This is a genomic window from Pseudomonas sp. Root562 (assembly GCF_001427125.1).
Lineage (GTDB): Bacteria > Pseudomonadota > Gammaproteobacteria > Pseudomonadales > Pseudomonadaceae > Aquipseudomonas.
This window is the reverse complement of the sequence record NZ_LMGK01000021.1, coordinates 381,393-402,088: the sequence shown is the minus strand read 5'-3', so window position 1 is coordinate 402,088 and position 20,696 is coordinate 381,393. Positions and strand designations below refer to the sequence as shown.

General features: G+C 59.1%; 14 protein-coding genes. 8 read left to right on the top strand and 6 right to left on the bottom strand.

Going from position 1 to position 20,696, the window contains the following annotated elements; genetic code table 11:
- The first annotated feature begins 262 nt into the window (after positions 1 to 262).
- From lon to cmoB, 6 genes are all read left to right on the top strand, one after another.
- The gene (lon, locus tag ASD60_RS17580; RefSeq protein WP_056855211.1) at positions 263 to 2,680 is read left to right on the top strand and encodes an endopeptidase La; all 2,418 of its coding nucleotides are present in this window, start codon (positions 263 to 265) and stop codon (positions 2,678 to 2,680) included.
- A gap of 213 nt (positions 2,681 to 2,893) precedes the next feature.
- Complete coding sequence (locus tag ASD60_RS17575; protein ID WP_056855210.1) at positions 2,894 to 3,298, top strand: hypothetical protein; 405 nt, start codon at positions 2,894 to 2,896, stop codon at positions 3,296 to 3,298.
- A 126-nt stretch (positions 3,299 to 3,424) separates the two neighbouring features.
- Complete coding sequence (locus tag ASD60_RS17570) at positions 3,425 to 3,817, top strand: protease inhibitor I42 family protein (RefSeq protein WP_056855209.1); 393 nt, start codon at positions 3,425 to 3,427, stop codon at positions 3,815 to 3,817.
- 2 nt (positions 3,818 to 3,819) lie between these two features.
- Positions 3,820 to 4,455 carry a lysoplasmalogenase gene (locus tag ASD60_RS17565; protein ID WP_056855208.1) on the top strand — a complete coding sequence of 212 codons (636 nt, stop codon included), beginning with the start codon at positions 3,820 to 3,822 and terminating at the stop codon, positions 4,453 to 4,455.
- Between the two features lie 220 nt (positions 4,456 to 4,675).
- Positions 4,676 to 5,455 carry a carboxy-S-adenosyl-L-methionine synthase CmoA gene (gene cmoA, locus ASD60_RS17560; protein ID WP_177336589.1) on the top strand — a complete coding sequence of 260 codons (780 nt, stop codon included), beginning with the start codon at positions 4,676 to 4,678 and terminating at the stop codon, positions 5,453 to 5,455.
- On the top strand, positions 5,452 to 6,408 hold the full coding sequence (cmoB, locus tag ASD60_RS17555) for a tRNA 5-methoxyuridine(34)/uridine 5-oxyacetic acid(34) synthase CmoB (protein WP_056855206.1): 957 nt from the start codon (positions 5,452 to 5,454) through the stop codon (positions 6,406 to 6,408). Before cmoA ends, cmoB begins: the two co-directional genes overlap by 4 nt.
- A gap of 133 nt (positions 6,409 to 6,541) precedes the next feature.
- Here cmoB and tadA read toward each other — a convergent pair whose 3' ends face one another.
- Together tadA and ASD60_RS17545 are read right to left on the bottom strand one after the other, a co-directional pair.
- A complete protein-coding gene (tadA, locus tag ASD60_RS17550) occupies positions 6,542 to 7,039 on the bottom strand; it encodes a tRNA adenosine(34) deaminase TadA (protein WP_056855205.1) in 498 nt (165 codons plus the stop codon).
- Positions 7,039 to 8,415, bottom strand: coding sequence for a multicopper oxidase family protein (locus ASD60_RS17545; RefSeq protein WP_056855262.1), 1,377 nt, complete (start codon positions 8,413 to 8,415; stop codon positions 7,039 to 7,041). The genes tadA and ASD60_RS17545 overlap by 1 nt, the downstream gene beginning before the upstream one ends.
- 255 nt (positions 8,416 to 8,670) lie before the next feature.
- Between ASD60_RS17545 and ASD60_RS17540 the strand changes: the two genes are divergently transcribed.
- Positions 8,671 to 12,135, top strand: coding sequence for a membrane-targeted effector domain-containing toxin (locus ASD60_RS17540; RefSeq protein WP_056855204.1), 3,465 nt, complete (start codon positions 8,671 to 8,673; stop codon positions 12,133 to 12,135).
- A gap of 75 nt (positions 12,136 to 12,210) precedes the next feature.
- Positions 12,211 to 15,264 (top strand): membrane-targeted effector domain-containing toxin, encoded by a 3,054-nt coding sequence (locus ASD60_RS17535; protein WP_056855203.1) that lies wholly within the window; start codon positions 12,211 to 12,213, stop codon positions 15,262 to 15,264.
- 74 nt (positions 15,265 to 15,338) lie between these two features.
- Here ASD60_RS17535 and guaA read toward each other — a convergent pair whose 3' ends face one another.
- The 4 genes from guaA to purT all read right to left on the bottom strand — a co-directional run bounded on the left by guaA (position 15,339) and on the right by purT (position 20,664).
- On the bottom strand, positions 15,339 to 16,916 hold the full coding sequence (guaA, locus tag ASD60_RS17530) for a glutamine-hydrolyzing GMP synthase (protein WP_056855202.1): 1,578 nt from the start codon (positions 16,914 to 16,916) through the stop codon (positions 15,339 to 15,341).
- Between the two features lie 99 nt (positions 16,917 to 17,015).
- Entirely contained in the window at positions 17,016 to 18,485 is a 1,470-nt protein-coding gene (gene guaB / locus ASD60_RS17525) for an IMP dehydrogenase (protein ID WP_056855201.1), read from the bottom strand.
- A gap of 262 nt (positions 18,486 to 18,747) precedes the next feature.
- On the bottom strand, positions 18,748 to 19,296 hold the full coding sequence (locus tag ASD60_RS17520) for a hypothetical protein (RefSeq protein ID WP_056855200.1): 549 nt from the start codon (positions 19,294 to 19,296) through the stop codon (positions 18,748 to 18,750).
- 186 nt (positions 19,297 to 19,482) lie between these two features.
- A complete protein-coding gene (purT, locus tag ASD60_RS17515; RefSeq protein ID WP_056855199.1) occupies positions 19,483 to 20,664 on the bottom strand; it encodes a formate-dependent phosphoribosylglycinamide formyltransferase in 1,182 nt (393 codons plus the stop codon).
- Positions 20,665 to 20,696 lie beyond the last annotated feature (32 nt).

Here is a 20,696-nt window from a genome sequence, read left to right as displayed (position 1 = left end):
CACCTTCTCGAAATCAGATTGTTATCCTCAACCCAAGTGCGGGCGCAAACAACTAGCAGAACTGATAGGTGTGGGGTCAGCGTACGTCAATGCTGTGGGTACCGTTATTGCGTCTCCTGGATCAATACGTCCGCGCCAAAGTCCAGCTAACCTGAATCCCTGCTGAACACACCTTCGAATGATTCATTAACGCCAAGGCATGCATTGAAACCACCGCCAACCTGCCCCATCTAAGACCCATACCCATTGCGCAGGTGCCCCCATGAGCGACCAGCAAGAATTCCCTGAAGACCCGAGCGAATACGCAGACCCGGAAAACGCCACTCACCACACTCCCGGCAAAGGCCTTGCCCTGCCCGGCCAGAACCTGCCGGACAAGGTCTACATCATCCCGATCCACAACCGACCGTTCTTCCCGGCCCAGGTGCTGCCGGTCATCGTCAATGAAGAGCCGTGGGCCGAGACCCTCGATCTGGTCGCCAAGTCCGATCACCATTCCCTGGCCCTGTTCTACATGGACACGCCCCAGGAAGACCCGCGCCATTTCGACACCTCGGCCTTGCCGCTGTACGGCACGCTGGTCAAGGTGCATCACGCCAGTCGCGAGAACGGCAAGCTGCAATTCGTCGCCCAGGGCCTGACCCGGGTTCGCCTGAAAACCTGGCTCAAGCACCATCGCCCGCCGTATCTGGTGGAAGTCGAATACCCGCACCAGCCCACCGAGCCGACCGACGAGGTCAAGGCCTACGGCATGGCGCTGATCAATGCGATCAAGGAACTGCTGCCGCTCAATCCGCTGTACAGCGAAGAGCTGAAGAACTATCTCAACCGTTTCAGCCCCAACGACCCGTCACCGCTGACCGACTTCGCCGCTGCGCTCACCTCGGCCACCGGCAGCGAGCTGCAGGAAGTGCTCGACTGCGTGCCCATGCTCAAGCGCATGGAAAAAGTCCTGCCGATGTTGCGCAAGGAAGTCGAAGTCGCGCGTTTGCAAAAAGAAATCTCCGCTGAAGTAAACCGCAAGATCGGCGAGCACCAGCGCGAGTTTTTCCTCAAGGAACAACTGAAGGTCATCCAGCAGGAGCTGGGTCTTACCAAGGACGACCGCAGCGCCGACCTCGAGCAGTTCGAACAGCGGTTGGTCGGCAAAGTGCTGCCCGCGCAGGTGCAGAAACGCCTTGAAGAGGAAATGAACAAACTGTCGATCCTCGAGACCGGTTCGCCGGAGTACGCAGTGACCCGCAACTACATCGACTGGGCGACGTCGGTGCCATGGGGCGTGTACGGCGAGGACAAACTCGACCTCAAGCATGCGCGCAAGGTGCTGGACAACCATCATGCCGGCCTCGACGACATCAAGGACCGCATCCTCGAGTTCCTCGCAGTCGGCGCTTATAAAGGCGAGATCAGCGGCTCCATCGTGTTGCTGGTGGGGCCACCGGGCGTGGGTAAAACCAGTGTCGGCAGATCCATCGCCGAATCCCTCGGGCGCCCGTTCTACCGCTTCAGCCTCGGCGGCATGCGTGACGAAGCCGAGATCAAGGGCCACCGCCGCACCTACATCGGCGCACAGCCGGGCAAACTGGTGCAGGCGCTCAAAGACGTCGAAGTGATGAACCCGGTGATCATGCTCGACGAGATCGACAAGATGGGCCAAAGCTACCAGGGCGACCCGGCCTCGGCGCTGCTGGAAACCCTCGACCCTGAGCAGAACGTCGAATTCCTCGATCACTACCTCGATCTGCGCATGGACCTGTCGAAAGTGCTGTTCATCTGCACTGCCAACACCCTGGATTCGATCCCCGGCCCGTTGCTCGACCGGATGGAAGTGATTCGCCTGTCGGGCTACATCACCGAAGAAAAAGTCGCCATCGCCAAGCGTCACCTGTGGCCGAAACAGCTGGAGAAGGCTGGCGTATCCAAAGGCAGCCTGAGCATCAGCGACAATGCGCTCAAAGCCTTGATCGACGGTTATGCCCGTGAAGCCGGGGTGCGTCAGCTGGAGAAAAACCTCGGCAAGCTGGTTCGCAAAGCGGTGATGAGGCTGCTCGACGATCCCAAAGCGGTGATCAAGCTCGGCCCGAAAGACCTCGAACCGTCCCTTGGCAAACCGGTGTTCCGCAATGAACAAGTGTTGTCGGGAACGGGCGTGATCACCGGACTGGCCTGGACCAGCATGGGCGGCGCGACCTTGCCGATCGAAGCCACCCGCATCCATACCCTTAACCGCGGCTTCAAGCTCACCGGACAATTGGGCGATGTGATGAAGGAGTCCGCGGAGATCGCCTACAGCTACGTCAGCTCCAATCTGAAGTCGTTTGGCGGCGACCCGAAATTCTTCGATGAAGCCTTTGTGCACCTGCACGTGCCGGAAGGTGCAACACCGAAAGACGGCCCGAGCGCCGGTGTGACCATGGCCAGTGCGCTGTTGTCGCTGGCACGCAACCAGCCACCGAAAAAAGGCGTGGCCATGACCGGCGAGCTCACCTTGACCGGGCATGTGCTGCCGATTGGCGGGGTGCGCGAAAAGGTCATTGCGGCGCGGCGGCAGAAGATTTTCGAACTGATTTTGCCAGAGGCCAATCGCGGTAATTTCGAAGAGCTGCCGGAATATCTCAAAGAAGGCATTACCGTGCACTTTGCCAAGCGGTTTGCGGAGGTGGCGAAGGTATTGTTCTAAGCCGGCAACCCAATACCAAAAAGGCCAGGCTATTGCCTGGTCTTTTTTTGTGCATTTGATCAACACCTTGCGAATTGAACTATTAAGTATAAAAAGATCAACTAGCACCGCAATTTAAATCTAAAAAACTAGCACATTTGACAGTATCCTCTCAAAAGGTGTGATGCTAACTTTTCAATTCAAATCATTCCTAGTTACTGACAGGCACACTCCATGACCAACCTGAAACAGGCTACTCGATCAGAAGCTACCGGTTACCTCAAGGCTAAGAGAAACAATGAGGAATTCTTCAGTTCCGAGGTCGTTTTCGCAAGCCGCTATGACAAATGGATTGAAATTGAGGCGCACATCAACTTCGCCCTTCCAGATCCAAGGTTTTTCCTGTTGGATATCGATGAAGCCACGCCAAGCGGACAACAGAACTTTGTGCGGGGAGGGTATTTGCGCTCCGTTGAGTATCACAGCGGAAGCTCTATGCAATCTGCATACGAAGGAACTTTCACGGCCAACTTAAATAATTCGACTAAAAGGTATCAACTAACATTTAACCTGAAATTCTATGGTCACGATAAGCTCGAAATCGAAGGTGAGCTCGACATTACGGGCTTACATCCTTAATCAGCCTCACCATTCCCTCCAAACCAGAGCCTGATTTGCCAACATTCTTCTCCAAGGCTCTGGTCACACTTTGTCTCATCTCGGTTATGCTCGCCGTTCGTCGTGAACGCCGGAGCTACTGACCCTATGTCCCCCATTCGTCTGTTTGTCCCTCTCGTACTCGCCTTGCTGGCCGCTTGCGCCACGCAACCGAAACATAACGTGACGGTGGAGAAACAAAGCGAATGCCCGGTGAAACTCACTGCTGGGCAAAACCTGATCCTGACCTTGCCGAGCAATCCCACCACCGGCTACCGCTGGGCGATCCAGGATTCGGCCGGTGGCGTGTTGCGCCCGCTGGGGCCAGAGGTTTATCGAAACCCCGAAGATGCGGGTGTGGTGGGCGCTGCAGGCGTATCGACCTGGCGTTTTCAAGCCTTTGCCGCTGGCACCGGGCGTTTGCGCCTGACCTCACAACAACCATGGGCGCCGGAAGTGCTGCCGGTTGATTCCTTCGACTGCACTGTCTCGGTCAACTGATCGTGGGCTGGCTGATTCTGGCACTGATGGGCGCGGTGACGTTCCTGTATGGCTTGAGCGTGCATGCTGCGATGCTCTGCCTGCTGGTCAAGCCGTTGCCCGTATTGGCTCTGCTCGGTTGGCTGCACGATGCACCGCCCGGTGAGTACCGCCGCTGGATCAGCCTCGGTCTGATTTTTTCCCTGCTGGGCGATGTGTTGTTGGCATGGCCGGGGGATTTGTTCGTGTTTGGACTGGGTGCGTTTCTGGTTGCGCACCTGGCCTATCTCAAGGCGTATCTGAGCGATTGCCGACGCCTGGCCGTGCTGCCGCTGGTGCTGGCCCTCGGTGTCGGCGTCGTCCTGCTGGGGATTCTGATTTCCAACGGCCTCGGCCCATTGCTGGTGCCCGTGATTGTCTATGGCACAGCCATCAGCGCCATGCTCTGGCGCGCCCTGGCCCGACTCGGGACCGACGTGCCCAAACGCTCTGCGCTGCTGGCGGCAGCGGGCGCGGTGGCGTTCGTGTTTTCCGACAGCGTGATTGGCATCAGCCGGTTTGTGATGCCATTTGATGCTGCCCCTTATGTGATTATCCTCAGCTACTGGCTGGGGCAATGGGGGATCACTGCCTCGGCGTTCCCCCAAAGATCACGCTAACCATTGTGGCGAGGGAGCTTGCTCCCGCTGGACTGCGAAGCGGCCCCGAAACCATTCAACCGCGCGTCAACAGATTCACTCCACCTAGCCGGGTTTGCGACTGCTGCGCAGCCGAGCGGGAGCAAGCTCTCTCGCCACAATGGTGTTTCTTTACGTTGACCGGAGTGAACTCCAGCGGTTTATCAGACAACCCGCGCATCCCCGCGCCAACTTGGCTAAAATGCCGGCCTTTTCCACCTACGCCGCTGGAACCGCCGTGAGCAAAGAACCCGATCGCCTATTCGCCCAGCCTTTGGCCCAGGTGCCTGACTTCGCCTTCAACGAAGACGTGGTACGGGTGTTCCCGGACATGATCAAGCGCTCGGTGCCGGGTTATCCGACCATCGTCGAAAACCTCGGCGTACTCGCCGCGCAGTTCGCTCAGCCCAATAGCGTGCTGTATGACCTCGGCTCGTCGCTCGGCGCAGTGACCCAGGCGCTGCGCCGGCATGTGCGCACCGAGGGTTGCCGGGTGATCGCTGTGGATAACTCCGCGGCGATGGTCGAACGCTGCCGCGAGTACCTCAACGGCCAGGATTCGATGTTCCAGGAGTTGCTGCCGGTCGAGGTGATCGAAGGCGACATCCTCGCCCTCGACTTCCAGCCTGCCTCGGTGGTTGCACTGAACTTCACCCTGCAATTCATCGCCCCGGACCAGCGTAGCGCATTGCTCAGTCGCATCCGCCACTCGCTGCTGCCCGGTGGGGCATTGATCCTCTCGGAAAAACTGCGCTTCGAGGATGAGCAGGAGCACGCGCTGCTCACCGACCTGCACATCGCCTTCAAACGCGCCAACGGCTACAGCGAACTGGAAATCGCCCAGAAGCGCAGCGCCATCGAAAACGTCATGAAGCCCGACAGCCTCGAAGAACACCGCGAACGCCTGCTGGCGGCCGGGTTCTCGAAAGTCGTGCCGTGGTTCCAGTGTCTTAACTTTGCCTCGTTGATTGCCTTGCCATGATTGATCTGTCCCCCCTCGCCCGCCGTCTGGCCGGCACGCCGCTGGCCGATTGGGCCAACACCTTGCAGGCGCAACTCGACAAGAAAATGGAAAAAGGACATGGCGATCTGGAGCGCTGGCAAAGCGCGCTGGACGCCTTGCCGAAGATCCAGCCCAAGGTCGTCGATTTGCTCAACGGTTTGAAACTGGACACCGATTGCGACGACGCAACCCGCGCACAGATGCGCACTGCGCTGATGGGTTTGTCGCCGTGGCGCAAGGGGCCATTCGACTTGTTCGGCGTGCACGTCGATACCGAATGGCGTTCGGACTGGAAATGGTCGCGGGTGGCCCCGCACCTGGACCTCAAGGGCAAACGCATTCTCGATGTCGGTTGCGGCAACGGCTATTACATGTGGCGCATGCTCGGCGCCGGTGCGGACAGCGTGATCGGTGTCGACCCGAACTGGCTGTTCTTCTGCCAGTTCCAGGCAGTGCAACGCTACTTGTCCGAACCGAATGCCTGGCACCTGCCCTTCCCGTTCGAAGACCTGCCGCCGAACCTCGAAGGCTTCGACACGGTGTTCTCCATGGGTGTGTTCTACCACCGCCGCTCGCCGATCGAGCATTTGCTGGCACTGAAGGACTGCCTGGTCAAGGGCGGTGAACTGGTGCTGGAGACGCTGGTAGTCGAAGGTGACAAGCACCAGGTGCTGGTGCCGGAAGACCGTTACGCCCAAATGCGCAACGTGTGGTTCCTGCCTTCGGTGCCGGCGCTGGAGTTGTGGCTGCGCCGTGCCGGGTTCAGCGATGTGAAATGCGTGGACGTGAGCACCACCACCGTTGAAGAGCAGCGCGGGACGGAGTGGATGAAATATCAATCGTTGAGCGATTTCCTTGATCCGGAGGATCACAGCAAGACGATTGAAGGGCTGCCGGCGCCGATGCGGGCAGTGATCGTCGCGAAGAAGTAACCTTTCCTTCCAGCCCCTGCAAAAACCTGTGGGAGCTGGCTTGCCAGCGATAGCGGTGTTTCAGTCGACATCAATGTTTGATGTGACGACGTCATCGCTGGCAAGCCAGCTCCCACAGGAATTGATGCGGTTTTCAGATTGTTGGTTTTGCCCGGCGGGCCTTGAAGAATTCGCTGAGCACCGCCCCGCATTCTTCCGCCAACACCCCACCTTCGTACAACACCCGGTGATTCAAAAAGCCCTGGGTAAAAAATTGCCCCTGACTCTGCACAATCCCCGCTTTGGGCTCCAGCGCGCCGTACACCACCCGCGCAATGCGCGAATGCACGATCAGGCCCGCGCACATGCTGCACGGCTCCAGCGTGACGTAGAGCGTGCTGCCCGGCAGGCGATAGTTGCTGACGGCCTGGGCGGCAGCGCGGATCGCGACCATCTCGGCGTGGGCGCTCGGGTCGTTGCCGCTGATCGGGCAATTGAAGCCGCGACCGATGATCTCACCATCCTGCACCAACACGGCGCCCACCGGTACTTCACCGAGGGCCGCGCCTTGGGCGGCCAGCGCCAGCGCTTCACGCATGAAGTCGCGATCACGGCTGCGGTCGATGATCGCCGCGGGTCGAATCTGCCGCATCATGCCACCTCGATAGCGGCCATCAGGCCGGTTTCCATGTGGTCGATCACATGGCAATGGAACATCCACACCCCGGGGTTATCCGCCACCAGCGCCACTTGCGCGCGCTCGTTCTTGCCCAGCAGGTAAGTATCGGTGAAGTACGGAATCACCTTGTGCCGGTTCGAGGCGATGACCTTGAAACTCATGCCGTGCAGGTGAATCGGATGCTGATACTGGGTCATGTTCTTCAATTCGAAAATGTAGCTTTTGCCCTTCTGGAGTTTGGCAATCGGCCGGTCGGCGCAGGTCTTGTCGGTGATGTCCCAGGCCTTGCCGTTAATTTGCCACAGGCTGGGCGGCTTGCCGTTGTCGACGTTCACCGACACCGAACCGACCCATTCGAAATTGAAGTTGAGTTTCTCGGCATTGGCCAGGTCCGGCTCGGCCACCGGGTTGGCGGGCAGCGCCGCTGGCCACTCGGTCGGCGCATCGCTGTTGGCGACCGAACGGAGTGTCCCGAGGCGCACCGGGCCGTTGCGCAGCGACAATTCTTCACCGGCCGGCGGTGCCTTGATCGCCAGGCAAATGCGCATGCCGGGGCCGAGCCAGTATTCCTTGCCCAGCGGCCGTGGCTCGATCGGGTTGCCGTCCAGCGCGTAGATCTGCGCTTCGACGCCGGGAATGTTCAGGCGATAGGTCAGGGTGTTGTCGAGGTTCAGCAAACGCACGCGGGTGATCTGCCCGGCGGGCAATTCGATCACGGCTTGCGAAACCCCATTGATGGTCGACAAGCGTCCTGCCGTGCCACCCCGGGCCGCTTCCCGGGGGATGCTGAACTCGACGAAATTGCCAACCTCGTCGACATGCCAGCTCTTGAGGCTCAAGGTCTTCTCGTATTTGAAACCGGTCGGTTCGCGCTCTTCGACGATCAGCGGGCCGACCAGCCCGCGCCCCAGTTCTTCGCTGCTGTTCACGTGCGGGTGATACCAGTAGCTGCCGGCATCCGGGACACGAAATTTGTAGTCGAAATATTCGCCCGGCAACACTGGAAGCTGGGAAACGTAGGGCACGCCATCCATCTCCAGCGGCAGGCGGATACCGTGCCAGTGAATGGTGGTCGCCACCGGCAGGTGATTGATGAAACGCACCCGCAGCCATTCGCCCTGACGTACGCGCAACTCGGTGCCCGGCGCCGACGGGCCGAACGCCCAGGCCTGGGTCTGGTGGCCGGGCACCAGTTCGACGTCCAGCGGTGCAGCGATCAACTCATAGTCGTGGCCCGCGTCCGCATCGGCCATCTTGCCCAACCAATAGCGCGACGCGCCACCGGCCCCCACGCCAACGACAACAAGACCGGCCAGGCCACCGAGGATTTGGCGACGGGTAAAGGACATGAACTCAACTACCTCACTTGAACGCGGCAGGCCCAAGCCCGCAAAAGGCGAATACGATACACCTGCGGATGAGAAACAGTAAGGGCGGCGCGGCGGATAGACGCAGCGCGGCATCGGACATTCAGGCTGAAACGGAACGAGGTAAAGACTGGCGCCTACCGGAAATCGAATCGCAAACAGGCGTAACTATGTAGTGCACATTGCTCGAGCGTAAGGGGCATCTTCGGCTCACTTTTTCTCAAGGAACGAGAGCTGATGAACTCAACCGAATCCCGTCCGTTGTCCAACGCAGTAGACAAAGCAACGCTCAAGGCCATTGCCAACAAGGTGATCCTGTCCTGCCCGGGCCTGCAAGACATGGCAAGCGAAGTCGCCAGCGAGCTGCTCAAGCAACAAGGCATTGCCGGCCTCGACCCGGACCTCATTTATTTCCACCGATTCAAAGCGGCGCAAAGCAGTTCCAGATCGTTTACCGGCTGGCAACACATTCGGGAAAAACCCCACGAATCCACCACGCTGACGCAACTCGTGATCCACCGGTTCCGCGCCACCGATCAGGACAACGCTGACTTGCTGGACCTCTATGGCGGCTTTTACACCGCTGGCCCGGAAGCCGAAGACTTCGATGAAACCAACGAAGTTCGCCTGCATGGCAATGACGTCTTGAAGTATTTCTGGAACCTCGATTTCAGCTCGCTTTACACCGCCAGACTCAAGGCGTTCTGGAACACTTCGTCGGTCGATTTCCAGGCCCTCGCCAAATGCACCTTTCTGGTCAAAGCGCTGGAGGCCAATGAAGGCGGACAGCTGAGCGATGAAAACCTGCGGCAGGTTATCCAGGCCACCTGCGGCCCGGTCACCTCCCCCGCCAGCCTGCAAATGCTGAAAAGCGATTACTCGATCACCGGCGGCTCAACCATTCGCACGCTGGACATGGCGGGCTACGTCGCCAACAACATTCTGCGCATCGTTGGTCCCGAAGGCAGACAGATTCTTTACCTCCCCGGTGACACAAAGTCATTCCAGGTGCTGGAAACACCCATGGACATGCATTTCTGGGTGCTGCTGCAAATGAACAGAAGCCCGACCCGACAGACGTTCCTGAGCCACTTCAGCCTGGCGGATCGGCAACTGATTTCCGACAACATCCCGGACATCATGAACCGCCTGGTCAGCACCTGGGGCAAGCAGGATCATCATCTGATCAATGCAAAAAATCAGATCATCCGTGGTGATGCCTTCCGCTGGTTGACTGACTCAACCCAGGCAGCCATGTTCGCCGAGGCCAGCCTGTCGCTTACCTCCAACAGCGATCTGCGCAAGAAATTGTGGATCGGCTACCTGAGTGCCGGCGTGAGGGTTTTCGGGCCGATGGCCGTCGTCGGTTGGCCCGTGGCCCTGCCAGTCATTGGTGCCAGTCTGGCCAACATGGGACTGAACATCGATCAGGCGGTGAACGGCAAGACCCGCCAGGACCGTAAAGCCGGCATCATCGGCGCGGTCCTCAGTGGCATCGACACCCTGTTCAACCTTCCGTTTCTCAAAGGTACAGGACCGTTGCTGGAAGCCAGCGCCGAAGTGGACGCCGAGGTGGGCGAAGCGGTGCAAGTGCCCGACACGCCGCAAGCGCATCCAGGCGCTGATACCGAACTGTTCGATGCTCAGGCAGAAGAGTTGATTGATCCTCGCCGGACAGCACAGAACAACGATCTGACAGGGACAGCCGCTGTAGAGTCGCCACCGCAAAACTACAAAATCCCGATACTGCTCGATGAGCAAAACCTGGTGCGGACCCCCGGCAAGTTCCTGGGAACCTATCGCCTGTCCTCGAATCCGTCGACTGCAATCCGCCTCAATAACAGTGAGTACTTCGTACGTTACGAAGCTGATGTCAACGGTGGGGGTACGTGGGCGATCATTGATCCGGCGAACCCCGACGGGTTCACCTCTTCGATACCCGTGCGACTGAACGCCGAAGGTCAATGGGAACTCGCGCCTCGAACAGGTCTTAGAGGCGGAATGGAGACACCGCCCGACGGGACTGAAGGTGTCAGCAGCCAACCCGATGCCCAGGCATGGGCACAAACGCCAGGAACCTATGTAAAAAAACTGGAGACACCCGGCATGCGGGAATGGGCGCTCGGCGGTCCCGATGAATATGTGACCGTGCGCAATGCCGCTGGCGAGCAGGTCCGTGTCAGTCGATTCGCACAGCGCCAGGCCACCTCACGAGCGCGCTTGATTGCAGATGCCGAACGCTACTACCAGGCTAACCCGGCCTCCTACCGCGCAAGGGCGTCCTCCCCCACGGTGATCGGTAGCCAAACGGAACTGTTTGAAACGGCGTTCGCACAAAAACCGGGCCTGGTATTGGGCGAGACACGAGGCAGTATCGGCAGCAAACAAATTCTTATCGAAAACATGCCGGAGCTCGCCAGGCGTGGATTGAAGACCATTTACCTGCAAGAGCTTCTGACCAACGCCAATCAAATCGATCTGGACACCTTCGCGCGAACAGGCCAGATGCCGCAAGATCTCGAAACCTACTTGACGACACTTGATCTGAAGGCAGGCAACGACCCCGAGGGCAAATTCAATGTCCTGTCCCTGGTCAAAGCCGCCAATGCGCAAAAGGTCAGGGTTCAAGCCATCGACTGTGCGATTACTTACAACATCAACGGACATGTGAACCTGGAGCCACAACAACAAATGGCGAGGAGTTTTTTCGCCAGCGAAGTGATTCAACTGAATGAGTCGACGCGTGGCCCCGGTCGTTGGATCGCATTGGTCGATCGGGAAAACCTGACGTCATTCAGAAACTATGCAGGTATCAGTGAGCAGACGGACGCCGTGAGTCTGCGCGTAGATGATTTAGTCCCGGGATCGGCGCAGGCCATAACATCCGATCCCGGCCTGGCACTGGAGTACAGCGACTATCCGGATTCCCCGGTCTACAACGTCGAAGAGGGGCTGAACGACCCCGGAGCCGAGCAAGATCTGGTGGTTGCGCAATGGCGTGTGCCCGTCGAAACCCCTTGGGCCTATCGCCCCCCAAGAGCACTGAAAACACTGCTGGCAAAATCGGGCATGTACACGTTCCAGCGCTCAAATAGCACCATCAAACTTATCTATCGCGATGCCAATGCACAAATTGCCGAAACCACCCTCCAGAGAATGGCTGATGGACAATTCACCTTGGCGTCCCCTGTCTGGCCGGACTTCGATTTCCAGCCTTTCGATAGCCTCGACACACTCAATCAACGGCTGGCGTCCAAAGGCATGAAGCTCATGGGTTGGCCTGACCCCGAGAGCCCCGGGGAACTGTCTCAAGCGGGCGCCACTGAGACGGTGCTCAAAGGCGAGGCACAGAGCGCGGCAACGCTGAGTGAAGCCTTCACGAATGTGGCTGGAGCGCCGAAACGAACGGTCATTCCGGACAACTGGCAGGCCAATGAGCTGCTCGAGAGCATGACGCCCGAAAGCACACCCGGAAAGTACCAGGGTATTTACCAGCTCGACTCCGTCCCTTCGACAGCGATCATGCTGGACGACAAACCTTACTACGTACGCTACGAAACGGACCTCAGCGGCGCAGGAAACTGGGCCATCATCGACCCGGAACACCCGACGACGCTCTCGGACTCGATCCCGGTTCGCCTGGATTCAGAAGGAAACTGGGAAACGCTCGCCCACAGCCCTCATGAGCAGGCCGAGCGCTAACCAGCAGCCTGCACAATGAAAAACGCCGCTCCTTGAGACAGTGAGCGGCCTTACCACCTCTTCGATGAAAATATCATGGACGATACTCAAGAAATCACGCTGCTCAACTCTGCCGACGGGTTGGCGCTTCAAGCCCTGATCCCCGAACTGGTCGACGACTGCCCCGACCTGTACGCCATGGCGTATCAGATCGCCCAGGACATCCTCATTCACTATCACATCACCGACCTCACACCGGACACGGTCTGGTGGCACCGGTTCCATGGTGCCCAAAGCAGCTCCAGGGCCTTTACCGGCTGGCAGCACATTCTGGAAAAACCCAAGGAATCCATGACCTTCCCGCAATTGGTCATGCAACGCTTCAGCGTCCATGACCAGGACAATGCCGACCTGCTGGATCTCTACGGCGGCTTTTACCGGGTGGGTGACGATGCCGAGAGTTACGATGAAAACAACGAAGTGCGCCTGCATGTCAGCGACGTGCTGAAAGCCTTCTGGGACATCAATTTCGCTGATCGCTACAAAACCGCCGTCGCGGCGTTCTGGGAAAAACACAGCGCCAACTTCCGCGCGCTGGCCAAATGCACGTTCATCGCCAAGGCCATTGAAGACTATGAACACGGACATCTGTCTGGTGAGCACTTCACCCTGGTGCTCAGCGCCTGCGCCGGCAATCTGGGCAGACCGCTGACCCGGCAGATGCTGCTGGACGAATCACCCGCCGGCAATGGTCTGACGATTCGCAAGTTCTGCATTGACGAGTTCGTGTCGACGGACATGTTCAGCATCACTGACGGCAGTGACCTGAACATTCTCTACGTTCCAGGCGAAGCCCAGGGTTTTCACGCCTTCCATAACGTCGAGGCGTTGCACGAATGGCTGGTCAATGAGGTCAAGGACGCCGAAGGCCGTGAACGCATGCTCATGCATTTCAAACAGCAAGAGCGCGACATCGAGCAGGAAAAGCCCACGTCGCTGGGGCACAAGCTCGCCAATTTCACCGGCGTTGGCCTGATCATCCACTTCCTGGAGAACACCGAATATGAAAACGTCGGCCTCACCCATGAGTACGACGTGCTACCGGATGAAAACACCGCCAACGACCACCACTTGCTTCACTACCGTGGCGAGATAATCAACGGCGATGCTTTCACCCATTTGAGCCAGTCCACCCATGAGCGCATGTTGAGCGACGCCGATTACCTGCTGCACTCCAATGCAGAGCTGCGCAAAAAGCTGTGGATCGGCTATCTCAATGCCTTCAACCGCGTCTTTGGGCCGATGGCCGCAACGGCATGGCCAGCGGCGCTGGTGGTCATAGGCGCGGGCATTGCCAATGTCGGCCTGCACATCGATCAAGCCATTAACGCCACGACCCAGGCCGAACGCAAGGCTGCAGTGAAAGGCGCCATCCTTGGCAGCGTGGACATCCTGTTCAACCTGCCGTTCCTGATAGGGGCAAGCGAGTTCGCCCAAGCAGCGGAAGCCGAAGCGGAAACAGAAGCAGCAATCACGCCCGGGGAAGATGTGAAGTCGCCGAGCCCCCCGGTGCAACTGCCTATCGAATCCATCCAACCCACCCCGGGAGATACCGGCCTGTTGGCTCCTTTTGAAACCAACGAGATTCTCGACGGCTATTCTCCCGTCAGCGAAGAAGGCAAGTTCCAAGGTATCTATCAGCCTGAAACAGGGGGGAATTACATTGCCATCGATGACAGTTTCTATCAGGTCCGCTACAGCAACGAACTGAATTGCTGGACAATCATTGACCCGGTCAATCCCCACTCCTTTTACCGCAACATACCGGTGTACCTGGATGAAACGGGTGCTTGGGTGCCGATTACGCGTCCCGGTCTGGCGGGTGGTGGCTGGTTCTCCGATCTGTTCGCCAGGGCCGAGCCGGCCCTTCCGGACTTTGATGCCCCCGCGACGGCATACGATGTGCCACAGGACATCAAGCCAGCCCTCAAAAAGGCAGCCAATGGTTTGGAGGCAAAGGGAGATTTGAAGGACGGCTTTATCAATCCCAACAAGCCGGCCGATGAGCTGGAAGCCTTCAAAAGACTGCGCCGAAGGCTATACGACGACGCCGTGTCGTTTTATTCCCTGCCGCAACCCCAGTTGCCACCCAGGCCGGCGATCCCGTCGTTCGTTGCGAATGCCAGGTTCAAGGACATCATCAAAATCATTTTCAAACGCTCACAAAGTCTGGTCATCGGTGAAGGTCATTCCAGCGTGGGCAGCAAACAGTTTCTGATCGAAAACATGAGCGTGCTGCGAAAACAAAAAGTCAAAACCCTGTACATGGAGCATCTGCTCACCGATTTCCATCAAGCGGATCTCGATGCGTTTAACCGCACCGGGGTAATGTCCGAGGATCTGGAACGTTATCTCAAGGATCTTGATGCTGGTTTCTCGACCGACCCGAGCAAACAATTCACGTTTGAACAGGTGGTCAGGACAGCGCAACAAAACCGTATCCGCGTGCAAGCCATCGACTGCCTGGCCAGTTACCGCAGCGCCGGCATTCAGGGGGCCGATATCCACTTCCGGCAAAAAATGATGAATTTTTTCGCCCAACAGGTCATCAGCGCCGACCAGGCGGCCAGAGGCGCTCATCGCTGGGTGGCGTTGGTCGGGAACAGCCACGCCAATACCTATGGCGGGGTAGCGGGTGTCAGCGAACTTGAGGGCAGCATCGGCCTGCGTATTGAAAGCGTCGGCGCGGACGAGCTCGGCGGCATCAAGGTCGACCCGGGGGTGTCCGACGTGCCACGACCGGGACAGCCGCCCGGGTTCGCCAAAAATGACTTGTTGCTGCAAATCCCGACGCCGCCAAGCGTGGTGCTTGCACAAAGACTGGAGGATGGCCTGCCCAGGCCTGGCATGTACACCCTCAGCACCAGTACCGGTGAACCCATACTGGTTCATCGCAGCAGAACCGTCACCAACAACGGCATCGTGACCTGGGGGAAACTCGTTCGCACGCCCATCAAACATGATGCAGGCGGCTATTACATCGAACGGGATTCCTGGGAGATCAGCGGACGACGTTTTGCAACTACCGAGGGATTGAGTTCAGCGCTGCATAGGATGGGCTTGGCCCCCGTTCGACTCCCCGGTGTCTGAAACGCAAAAAGGCCGTGCGAACAGGGTTCACACGGCCTTTAACTTGCGATCAAGCCGTCAGAAACGGCGTGGGATCACTCCCACTCAATGGTCGCTGGCGGCTTGCTCGACACGTCGTAAGTAACGCGGGAGATGCCTTCGATTTCATTGATGATGCGGCCGGATACGGTTTCCAGCAGTTCGTAAGGCAGGTGTGCCCAACGCGCGGTCATGAAGTCGATGGTTTCCACGGCACGCAGGGCCACGACCCAGGCGTAACGACGGCCATCGCCGACCACGCCAACCGATTTCACCGGCTGGAACACCACGAATGCCTGGCTGACCTTGTGGTACCAGTCGGCCTTGCGCAGTTCTTCGATGAAGATGTGGTCGGCGCGACGCAGCAGGTCGGCGTATTCCTTCTTCACTTCACCGAGGATCCGCACGCCCAGGCCCGGGCCCGGGAACGGGTGACGGTAGACCATGTCGTACGGCAGGCCCAGCTCGAGGCCCAGGCGACGGACTTCGTCCTTGAACAGTTCGCGCAGTGGCTCGACCAGTTTGAGGTTCATCTCTTCCGGCAGGCCGCCCACGTTGTGGTGCGACTTGATCACGTGCGCCTTGCCGCTTTTCGCGCCAGCCGACTCGATCACGTCCGGGTAGATGGTGCCTTGCGCCAGGTACTTGATGTTGTCCAGCTTGCAGGATTCGGCATCGAACACGTCGATGAAGGTACGGCCGATGATCTTGCGCTTCTTCTCCGGGTCAGCTTCGCCGGCCAGGTTGTTGAGGAACTGCTCCTCGGCATTGGCGCGGATCACCTTGACGCCCATGTTCTCGGCGAACATGGCCATCACTTGCTCGCCTTCGTGCAAACGCAGCAGGCCGTTGTCGACGAACACGCAGGTCAGCTGGTCGCCGATGGCTTTGTGCAGCAGCGCGGCAACCACGGAGGAGTCGACACCGCCGGACAGACCGAGCAATACGTTGTCGGTGCCGACCTGGGCGCGAACCTGGGCGATGGCGTCTTCAGCGATTTTCGACGGGGTCCACAGGGCTTCACATTCGCAGATGTCGAGGATGAAGCGCGACAGGATGCGGCCGCCCTGCTTGGTGTGGGTCACTTCCGGGTGGAACTGCACGCCGTAGTAACGACGCTCATCGCTGAACATGCCGGCGATCGGGCAGCTCGGGGTGCTGGCCAGGATGTGGAAGTCTTCCGGCATTCTGGTGACCTTGTCACCGTGGCTCATCCACACGTCGAGGCCGAACAGGCCATCGGCGTCGATGTGGTCTTCGATGCCGTCGAGCAGGCGGCTCTTGCCGACCACGTCGACACGGGCATAACCGAACTCACGCAGCTCGGAACCTTCAACCTTGCCGCCCAGTTGCTCGGCCATGGTCTGCATGCCGTAGCAGATACCGAAGACCGGCACGCCCAGGTCGAACACGGCTTGCGGGCAGCGAGGGCTGTTGGCTTCGTGGACCGACTCGGGGCCGCCAGCGAGGATGACGCCTTTAGGTGCGAATTCGCGGATCGCATCCTCGTCCATGTCGAACGGATGCAGTTCGCAGTACACACCGATTTCACGCACGCGACGGGCGATCAGTTGGGTGTACTGGGAACCGAAGTCGAGGATCAGGATACGGTGAGCGTGAATATCGAGGGCCATGATTCAGTCTCGTCTAAGTCATTCAGAAACAGTCGTGATTCAGAAACAACTCGGGGCTGAATAAAACAGCCCCGGTTGCTTAACTTGTTGCTTGAAGGCTCAACCTACGCGGTAGTTTGGCGCTTCTTTGGTGATCTGCACGTCGTGAACGTGGGACTCGGCCATGCCAGCGCCGGTGATCCGCACGAACTCAGGCTTGGTGCGCATTTCTTCGATGTCGGCACTGCCGGTATAACCCATCGAGGAACGCAGGCCGCCCATCAGTTGGTGGATGATCGCGCTCAGGGTGCCTTTGTAAGGCACACGCCCTTCGATACCTTCCGGCACCAGTTTCTCGGCGCCTGCCGAAGAGTCCTGGAAGTAACGGTCGGAGGAACCTTGAGCCTGGGACATGGCGCCCAGCGAACCCATGCCGCGATAAGCCTTGTACGAACGCCCCTGGAACAGTTCGATCTCGCCCGGCGCTTCTTCGGTACCGGCGAACATCGAGCCCATCATCACGCAGGAAGCACCGGCCACGATGGCCTTGGACAGGTCACCGGAGAAACGGATGCCGCCGTCGGCGATCAACGGCACGCCCGTGCCTTCGAGGGCAGCGGCGACGTTGGCGATGGCACTGATTTGCGGAACGCCGACACCGGCGACGATACGGGTGGTGCAGATCGAGCCAGGACCGATACCGACCTTGACTGCGTCAGCGCCGGCTTCGGCCAGGGCCTTGGCGGCAGCGCCGGTGGCGATGTTGCCGCCGATGACCTGCACTTCCGGGAAGTTCTGTTTGACCCAGCGAACGCGGTCGATCACGCCTTTGGAGTGACCGTGAGCCGTGTCGACCACGACGACGTCAACGCCGGCATTGACCAGGGCAGCTACGCGGTCACCGGTGTCTTTACCGGTGCCGACCGCAGCGCCAACGCGCAGACGACCTTGATCGTCCTTGCTGGCCAGCGGGTAGGCCTTGGCTTTTTCGATGTCGTTGACGGTCATCATGCCCTTGAGGGTGAATTTGTCGTCGACGATCAGCACGCGCTCGATGCGGTGCTTGTGCAGCAGTTCACGCACATCGTTCTTGTCGGCGCCTTCCTTGACCGTGACCAGACGCTCTTTAGGCGTCATCACTTCACGGACAGTGGCTTCCAGACGGTTCTCGAAACGCACGTCACGGGAGGTGACAATGCCGACCAGGTCGCCATTGTGCAGCACCGGAACGCCGGAGATGTTGTGCATGCGGGTCAGTTCGAACAGCTCGCGCACGGTGGCGTCGGCGTCGATGGTGATCGGGTCCTTGACCACACCGGCTTCGTAACGCTTGACCTTGCGCACTTCGGCAGCTTGCTGCTCGATGGTCATGTTCTTGTGGATGATGCCGATACCACCTTCCTGAGCCATGGCAATCGCCAGACGGGCTTCAGTGACGGTGTCCATGGCGGCAGAAACCAATGGAATATTGAGTTCGATGCCACGGGTAAGGCGGGTCTTGAGACTGACTTCGTTAGGAAGCACCTCGGAATAACCGGGCACTAGGAGAATGTCGTCGAATGTCAGAGCTTCTTGGCTGATACGCAGCATCGCGGGGGCTCCCGAGCGGGAAAATGGAAGCGCGCCATTATAGTCAGACACCCCCTCGGGTTCAATGTAAAACTCTGTCTATTCTCGACGCGGTGATCGACGGGGCTTGCAGAACCGAAATTCTCCGAGAACCGGGGCCGCTTGCGATGTTCGGCCGAACGATTGTCCGTAGGAGCAAGGCTTGCCCGCGATGGCGATCTTGAGGGCGCCATCGCGGGCAAGCCTTGCTCCTACAGAAGGGTGCACGCTGGATCAACCGCACCTACAGTTCGACTTTCACCCAACTCACCGGCTGATCGAGCCAATCGGCGAATTCGTCGAGAAAGCTCTGCTTGAACCCGGCTTCAGCCCAGTTATTGAAGATGAAACCCAGGTTGGAGAAAGCGCATTCCTGCAAAAACAGAAAGCCGTTGATATCGTCTTCGTGCCCGCATTCGGGGCAGGTGAAGTTGTCGGTGCGCCCTGGCATCCAGTCTTCGAGGCTTTCGAACAGTGCTTCGCCAATTTCCTTGCGGCATTCGGCGCAGCCCGCTTCCTCAAGGAACCCCTTGGCCGGCGTATAGATGCAGCGCTTGGTGACGATTTCCAGGCCGTTGACCGGCTCACCGTACGGCAAGGCTTCCGGATGCAGCACCACCGCGCGCGCACCGTCGCCGATGGCATGGGCCATGCGATTGCCGGTACGACCGCAGGTGGTCAATTCTTCGTGGATGATGTTCTTGCGCACCAGCCAACGCACAATCGCCCGCGCCCGGGGCTCGTGCACCGGCAGCGTGGAGATTTTCGGGACGATGATGCTTTGCGAATTCATGGGGTACAGGCCTGGAGCTTTGATGAAGGGGAAACGATCAACAACCCCTGTAGGAGCGAGCCTGCTCGCGATAGCGGAGTGCCTGCCAACATCAATGTCGACTCTGAAATCGCTATCGCGAGCAGGCTCACTCCTACAGTAAATTGCGGCGAGCCCATAGAAGGTATAGGCCCGTGAGTGCGGTTTTTACAGCTCTACGACCACCGCCTGCGAAGCACGGGTTGCTTTGGCGCGAGCGGTTTCGATCGACTCGTCGCGCGCCAGTGCCACGCCCATGCGGCGCTGGCCATTGACTTCAGGCTTGCCGAACAGACGCAACGCGGTATCCGATTCGCTCAACGCTGCGCCGAGGTTGGCGAATGCAGTCTGGGTCGACTGCCCTTCCACCAGAATCACCGCCGAGGCCGATGGGCCGAACTGACGGATCAACGGGATCGGCAGACCCAGAATCGCCCGAGCGTGCAAGGCAAATTGCGACAGGTCCTGGGAGATCAGCGTCACCAGACCGGTGTCGTGCGGGCGCGGCGAGACTTCGCTGAACCACACTTGATCGCCCTTGATGAACAACTCGACGCCAAACAGACCACGGCCACCCAAGGCTTCAGTCACCGCTTTGGCAACGCGCTCGGATTCAGCCAGGGCGATCGGGCTCATGGCTTGAGGCTGCCAGGATTCCTGGTAGTCACCCTTCTCCTGACGGTGGCCGACCGGCGCGCAGAAGGTGGTGCCGCCGACGTGGCGAACGGTCAGCAGCGTGATTTCGTAATCGAAATCGATAAAGCCTTCGATGATGACCCGACCTTTACCGGCACGCCCGCCTTCCTGGGCGTAATCCCAGGCTTTCTGCACGTCATCGGCGCTGCGCAACAGGCTCTGGCCTTTGCCCGACGAGCTCATGACCGGCTTGACCACACACGGGAAACCGAGGTCTTCGACCGCCTTGCGGTAATCCTCGAAGGTGTCGGCGAAGTGGTACGGCGAGGTCGGCAGGTCCAGCTCTTCGGCGGCCAGGCGACGGATGCCTTCACGGTTCATGGTCAACTGCGCGGCGCGCGCGGTCGGAATCACGGTGAAACCTTCAGATTCCAGCTCGACCAGGGTCGCGGTGGCGATGGCTTCGATTTCCGGCACGATGAAGTGCGGCTTCTCGGCTTCGATCACGGCACGCAGGGCCGCGCCATCGAGCATATTGATCACATGGCTGCGGTGCGCCACCTGCATGGCCGGCGCGTTGGCGTAACGGTCGACGGCAATCACTTCAACACCCAGGCGTTGCAGCTCGATCACCACTTCCTTGCCCAATTCGCCACAGCCACACATCAATACGCGGGTCGCGGTGGGCGACAATGGAGTTCCGATACGGGTCATCTGAAGGTCCTCAAGGAGCGGATCATCGAGGG

Bases quoted from the DNA above. Each gene is read 5' to 3' on its own strand.
- lon (WP_056855211.1), top strand. From the start codon at position 263: ATGAGCGACCAGCAAGAATTCCCTGAAGACCCGAGCGAATACGCAGAC.
- ASD60_RS17575 (WP_056855210.1), top strand. From the start codon at position 2,894: ATGACCAACCTGAAACAGGCTACTCGATCAGAAGCTACCGGTTACCTC.
- ASD60_RS17570 (WP_056855209.1), top strand. From the start codon at position 3,425: ATGTCCCCCATTCGTCTGTTTGTCCCTCTCGTACTCGCCTTGCTGGCC.
- cmoA (WP_177336589.1), top strand. From the start codon at position 4,676: ATGCCGGCCTTTTCCACCTACGCCGCTGGAACCGCCGTGAGCAAAGAA.
- cmoB (WP_056855206.1), top strand. From the start codon at position 5,452: ATGATTGATCTGTCCCCCCTCGCCCGCCGTCTGGCCGGCACGCCGCTG.
- tadA (WP_056855205.1), bottom strand. From the start codon at position 7,039: ATGCGGCAGATTCGACCCGCGGCGATCATCGACCGCAGCCGTGATCGC.
- ASD60_RS17545 (WP_056855262.1), bottom strand. From the start codon at position 8,415: ATGTCCTTTACCCGTCGCCAAATCCTCGGTGGCCTGGCCGGTCTTGTT.
- ASD60_RS17540 (WP_056855204.1), top strand. From the start codon at position 8,671: ATGAACTCAACCGAATCCCGTCCGTTGTCCAACGCAGTAGACAAAGCA.
- ASD60_RS17535 (WP_056855203.1), top strand. From the start codon at position 12,211: ATGGACGATACTCAAGAAATCACGCTGCTCAACTCTGCCGACGGGTTG.
- guaA (WP_056855202.1), bottom strand. From the start codon at position 16,916: ATGGCCCTCGATATTCACGCTCACCGTATCCTGATCCTCGACTTCGGT.
- guaB (WP_056855201.1), bottom strand. From the start codon at position 18,485: ATGCTGCGTATCAGCCAAGAAGCTCTGACATTCGACGACATTCTCCTA.
- ASD60_RS17520 (WP_056855200.1), bottom strand. From the start codon at position 19,296: ATGAATTCGCAAAGCATCATCGTCCCGAAAATCTCCACGCTGCCGGTG.
- purT (WP_056855199.1), bottom strand. From the start codon at position 20,664: ATGACCCGTATCGGAACTCCATTGTCGCCCACCGCGACCCGCGTATTG.